General features: G+C 68.8%; 3 protein-coding genes and 1 pseudogene. 1 reads left to right on the forward strand and 3 read right to left on the reverse strand.

All coding sequences use genetic code 11. The features are described from left to right. Window positions 1-17: 17 nt before the first annotated feature. The 3 genes and pseudogenes from ACIBJF_RS52205 to ACIBJF_RS52215 form a co-directional block, all read right to left on the reverse strand. Complete coding sequence (locus ACIBJF_RS52205; protein WP_399184927.1) at window positions 18-1,148, reverse strand: alpha/beta fold hydrolase; 1,131 nt, start codon at window positions 1,146-1,148, stop codon at window positions 18-20. Between the two features lie 215 nt (window positions 1,149-1,363). Then, a pseudogene (locus ACIBJF_RS52210) lies at window positions 1,364-1,507 on the reverse strand (integrase core domain-containing protein); the annotation flags it as partial. A gap of 338 nt (window positions 1,508-1,845) precedes the next feature. Further along, the gene (locus tag ACIBJF_RS52215; RefSeq protein ID WP_399184929.1) at window positions 1,846-3,315 is read right to left on the reverse strand and encodes an MFS transporter; all 1,470 of its coding nucleotides are present in this window, start codon (window positions 3,313-3,315) and stop codon (window positions 1,846-1,848) included. A gap of 150 nt (window positions 3,316-3,465) precedes the next feature. Between ACIBJF_RS52215 and ACIBJF_RS52220 the strand changes: the two genes are divergently transcribed. Continuing rightward, a complete protein-coding gene (locus tag ACIBJF_RS52220; RefSeq protein WP_399184928.1) occupies window positions 3,466-4,032 on the forward strand; it encodes a TetR/AcrR family transcriptional regulator in 567 nt (188 codons plus the stop codon). Window positions 4,033-4,699: the final 667 nt, after the last annotated feature.

Here is a 4,699-nt window from a genome sequence, read left to right on the forward strand (position 1 = left end):
CCGTCCGCTGCCTGCCCCTACCCCTCCGCGATCATGCCCCGCACACGAAGAAGCCCCTGTTCATCGAACAGGGACTCCCTTTGCCACAACGCACTGAGCAGGACAGCGGTTATGGTGAGCACCACTTGCCCATTGACGATGATGTCCTTGCCTTGCTGCAGGGGGGAGCGATCCAGCCGGGCGACCAGGGAGTCAAGGGTGTGGCCGGCCTCCTTGACGGAGTGCCCCACCGGGCAGTCGTCACGGGCGGCGCAGTCGGCCGCGAACGCCTCCCAGGCGATCTGGTAGCCCCGCGCCTGGTTCAGGTAGAAGCTGGCGGCGTTGCGTGAGGGGTCGACCGCTCCGTCGAACACCATGCGACCCACGCGGGAGGGGAACAGTTCGGCGTAGCTCGCCCCCAGGTAGGTGCCGTAGGACCAGCCGATGTAGTGCAGCTGTTCGTCACCGAGGAGTGCGCGCATCAGGTCCATGTCCCGAGCCGCGTCCAGGGTGCCGACGTGGGGCAACAGTCGCCCGGCGTGACGGGCGCATGCGGCGGCGATCTTCGCCCGCAGTGCGACATCCTCATCGATGTCCTCGTCCGTTGACGTGCTGCTCATGCCCTTTTCGCCGGTGGCCGTGGACGTGTCGGTGCCGCAGTCGACCAGGGTGCTGTGGCCGACACCGCGGGGGTCAAGGGCGACCAGGTCGTAGGCCGCGTTCAGGGAGGCGTACTTATCGGGGGTGGCGGTGAGGGCATCGATGGCCGATACACCGGGGCCGCCGAAGTTGAACAGGAGCGAACCGATCCTCGTGGCGCCGGTCCTGGTGGCCTTCTTGCGGGCGGCTGCGAGGTTGATGTCGCCCGCGGCCGGGTGGGCGTAGTCCAGGGGTGCTTTCACGGTCGTGCACTGGAATGCGGGCGCATCGGGGCAGGTCTTCCAGTGCAGTTTCTGCCTGTAGTAGCGCTGCAGCCCAGGCGGCACCGGGACCGTGGAGGCGGCGTTGGCCGCTCCCTGCGGAGCGTGTACCGGGCTCAGCAGCGCGCTTGTCTGTTCCGGACCGGTGGTCGCACAGACGGTGAACAGTAAACCGCACGTGGTCAGCACCGCGACGGTGCCGTGCAGAGCGCGTGCCGGTATTCGGCCGGGTTGCCGGACAGGGTTCATCGCCACGTCCTTCTGTTTGCGCCGATTGAATCCAGGGCGTCGGACCGCGGAGTCGGGTGATCTCGGATCTGGTTCCGGGCGCCCCGTCGAGTACGGCCCTGGCCCTCTCGGAGCGACATGAACACAATGAGTAATTATATCATTACTTTCTGTGTTCCAAGAGGTGGATACTGGAGGCCGAACGGGTGGCGAAGGCGTGGTCTAGGTGTACTTGGTCATGAGGTTGGTGACAGTCGGCTGATCGGTGGCTGGCCGCCGAGCGCGGTGTGTCGGCGGCCAGTGTTGTAGAAGTCGAGCCAGGGCGCGAGTGCTCGCGCGCGTTGGGCATTGCTGGTGAAGACCTTCCGGTGAGCCCATTGAGGTGACCAGCGGGTTGAGGAACACCACGCGTTCGTGGGCGGGCAGCGGGTGCACGGTGGTCGGTCGGGGGAGAAGGTCGGGGTCCTTTGCGTGGTTGCGGGATGTCGCACACGGCCCTGGCGGGGCGTCGCCGGGCCAGGGCCGGATCACCCTGGCCCGGTGGGGCTTCAGGTGTTCGCGGGGCTGGGCGGGGTGACCCACTCGATGAACTGGACGATCGCGCCGCTGGGGTCGGTGACCTGGAAGGAGCGTTCGCCCAGAGGTCCTCGGCAGCGGCATGGTGATGTCGACGCCCTCGGTGCGCAGCCGCTTCTCCCGGCCAAGGCGGTTGTCATGGTCAACGGCCGTTCACGGATGCCTGGTTCGAGGTGGTGACCGCATCGGGATCGGTGGAACATTGCGGCGCCGCGGAGCCTTCTGCGGGCTTGGACCTCGCCAGCCACAGGCCGGTGAACACGGCGGTGGCCAAAGTGACGGTGCCGGCAGCGAGGAAGGCGCTGTTGAGGCCGGTCTCGAAGGAGGCGCCGCCGGATTGCCGGGTACGGACGATGGCTCCGAGTACCGCTACGCCGAGCACCGCGCCGATCTGCCGGGTGGTGCTGCTGATGCCGGAGGCGAGGCCGCCTTCGTGCGGGCTGACTGCTTGGATGGCGGCGCCTGTCAGTGGGGACATGGCCAGGGCGAAGCCGATGCCGGCGAGTCCCAGCCGCCACCACACGTTCCCGTAGCCGGTGTCGGCGTGCACCATACCGAGCGCCAGCAGTCCCAGGCCGGCCAGGGCCAGGCCGGTGGTAACCACGATGCGGAAGCCGTACCGGGCGGCGAGCCGGCCCGCGTACGGGCTGACGATCACCATGGCGAGGGATACCGGCAGGGTCTGCAGGCCGGCGCGCAGGATCGAGCTGCCCTGGACGTACACGAAGTACTGGGAGAAGAAGAACGACGAACCCATGAGCGCGAACCCCACCACGACCATGGCGGTGTTGGACACGGTGAACAGGCGCTGCCCAAACAGCCGCAGCGGCAGCATGGGAGCGGAACGACGGGCTTCGACGGCGACGAAGGCGGCGAGGAGGATCATCGCGGCGGCGAAGCTGCCCAGGATGACCGGTGAGGTCCAGCCGCGGGCACCACCCTCGATCAGCCCGTAGGTCAGTACCCCCACCGCCAGAACGGACAGCACCGTGCCTGGGATGTCGATCGCGGGGGCGCTCGGATTGCGGGACTCGTCGAGGTGGCGCAGGCCGACCAGCAGCAGGACCACGCCGATGGGCAGATTGACCAGGAAGATGGCGGGCCAGCCGAAGGCTTCTGTCAGCACGCCGCCGGCCACGGGGCCTGCGGCCAGACCGATTCCGCTGAATCCGGCCCACAGCCCGATCGCCTTGATTCGTTCTTGTGGCACGGGATAGGCGGCGGCGAGCAGGGCGAGCGAGGCAGGGCTCAGCGCCGCGGCGCCGATGCCCTGCAGCACCCGGCCGGCGACCAGCCAGCCGAGCGAGGGCGCGAGGCTGCACAGCAGCGACGCGGCGGTGAACACCGCCACGCCGGTCAGGTAGACCCGCTTGCGGCCGAACCGGTCGGCGAAGACGCCGCCGGACAGCAGCAGCATGGCGACCAGCAGTACGTACGCGTCGACGATCCATTGCAGACCGGTCAGCTGAGTGTGCAGCCGGTGCTGCATATCGGGCAGCGCCGCTCCAACGATCGTGTTGTCGAGCAGGACCATGAACTGGCCTAGGCAGGTCACCGTGAGCAGCACGGCCCGGTTTGATCGACTGCCTACGGTCGCATGCGATGCAGCTATGGGATCCCCCTCAATCGTCGGTTGCGCCCGGTCGCGGTCGACGCGGCTGGCGATACACCCGAGCGCCCTAAAGCAGTCAGCGACTGCGTTAGTCGACTATAGGGAGGGTCGCCTCGCAAACGCAAGTCGCGACTGCGTTAAGGTGGGGGTGTGAACGAGCGACAGCGAGCCAGGCGGCCCGGCGGGCGCAGCGCCCGCGTCGGCGCGCAGGTGCACCAGGCCGTCACCGACCTGATCAGCGAGCGCGGCTACGGCAACTTCACCGTCGGCGAGGTCGCAGCCCGCGCAGGCGTAGCCGACAGCAGCATCTACCGCCGGTGGGGCAGCCTGGAATCCCTGCTCACCGACGTGGCGCTCACCCGCCTCAACGCGCAGTCGCCGATGCCCGACACCGGGAGCCTCGCCGGCGACCTGCGCACTTACGCGGCCCAAGTGGCCCGCGAGATCACCGGACCCGACGGTCCGGCGGTGCTGCACCTGGCCGTCGCCCTGTCGAGCAGCGGTCAGCAGGGCCTGCAGGCTGGTGCCGACCTCCGCGCCGAACGCACCCGGCAACTGCAGTCCATGCTCGATCGCGCCCGCGACCGTGGCGAGCCCGCACTCGACGCGTTCGACGTGCTGGACCACATCCTGGCCCCGATGTATATCCGCGTCTTGTTCGGCATGGTCCCGCTCACCCCGGACTACATCGACGGGCTGGTCGACCGATTGCTGTGACCTCAACCCGATTCCCGCGATCAACCCTCGGACGCGGTGCCACGGCACCGCAAGGTGCTCGCCGACACGCGCCCGACCCGCTCGGCATCCGGCCCTTGGCCGGCTCACGCGGCCTGGCTGAATCCGTCGGTCGGCGGGCCGTTGCCGCAGATCGGGGTTCCGGGGATGAGTGTGCGGGTCTCGACGCGCGGGGTGCGGACGTCGATTGTCCGCGGGCGGCAAGGCTCAGCGTGGGCACGGGCGCTGCCAGGGTGTCGTCGGGGCTTGGGCCGTTTTATGCCTCGAGTTCGGCTGGGCGGTGGGCGACGCCGGACAAGTACGCGTCGAACCTCCAGGCCCCGTAACGTCGCCCCTTCGGCCGCGCAGCTGGACCGGGTTCGACGACAGGCAGAGCCGGCCCAGCAAGAGGCGCGACTTCTCCACCTGGTCGAAGTCGGTCTACCTCGGCTGGGAGAGCCAGCCAAGAGGAGGCCGTTGGATGTCTAACGGCCTCCTACCTCGATCTCGTGGTGTTCCTCGAAGCCGCTGGCGTGGACGACCGAGTGGCAGCCGATCAAGGACGTCACGCTGGCCCGCGGCGCGTGAGCGGCTGCCGGCGCGCCGGGCCCGGTGGCTGAGGGTGCGCACGGTCCGGGTGCGCGACGTGTTCGGCTGACCGGGTCCGGCC

Source organism: Streptomyces sp. NPDC050743 (assembly GCF_044456925.1).
In the GTDB taxonomy this organism is placed as follows: Bacteria; Actinomycetota; Actinomycetes; order Streptomycetales; family Streptomycetaceae; genus Streptomyces.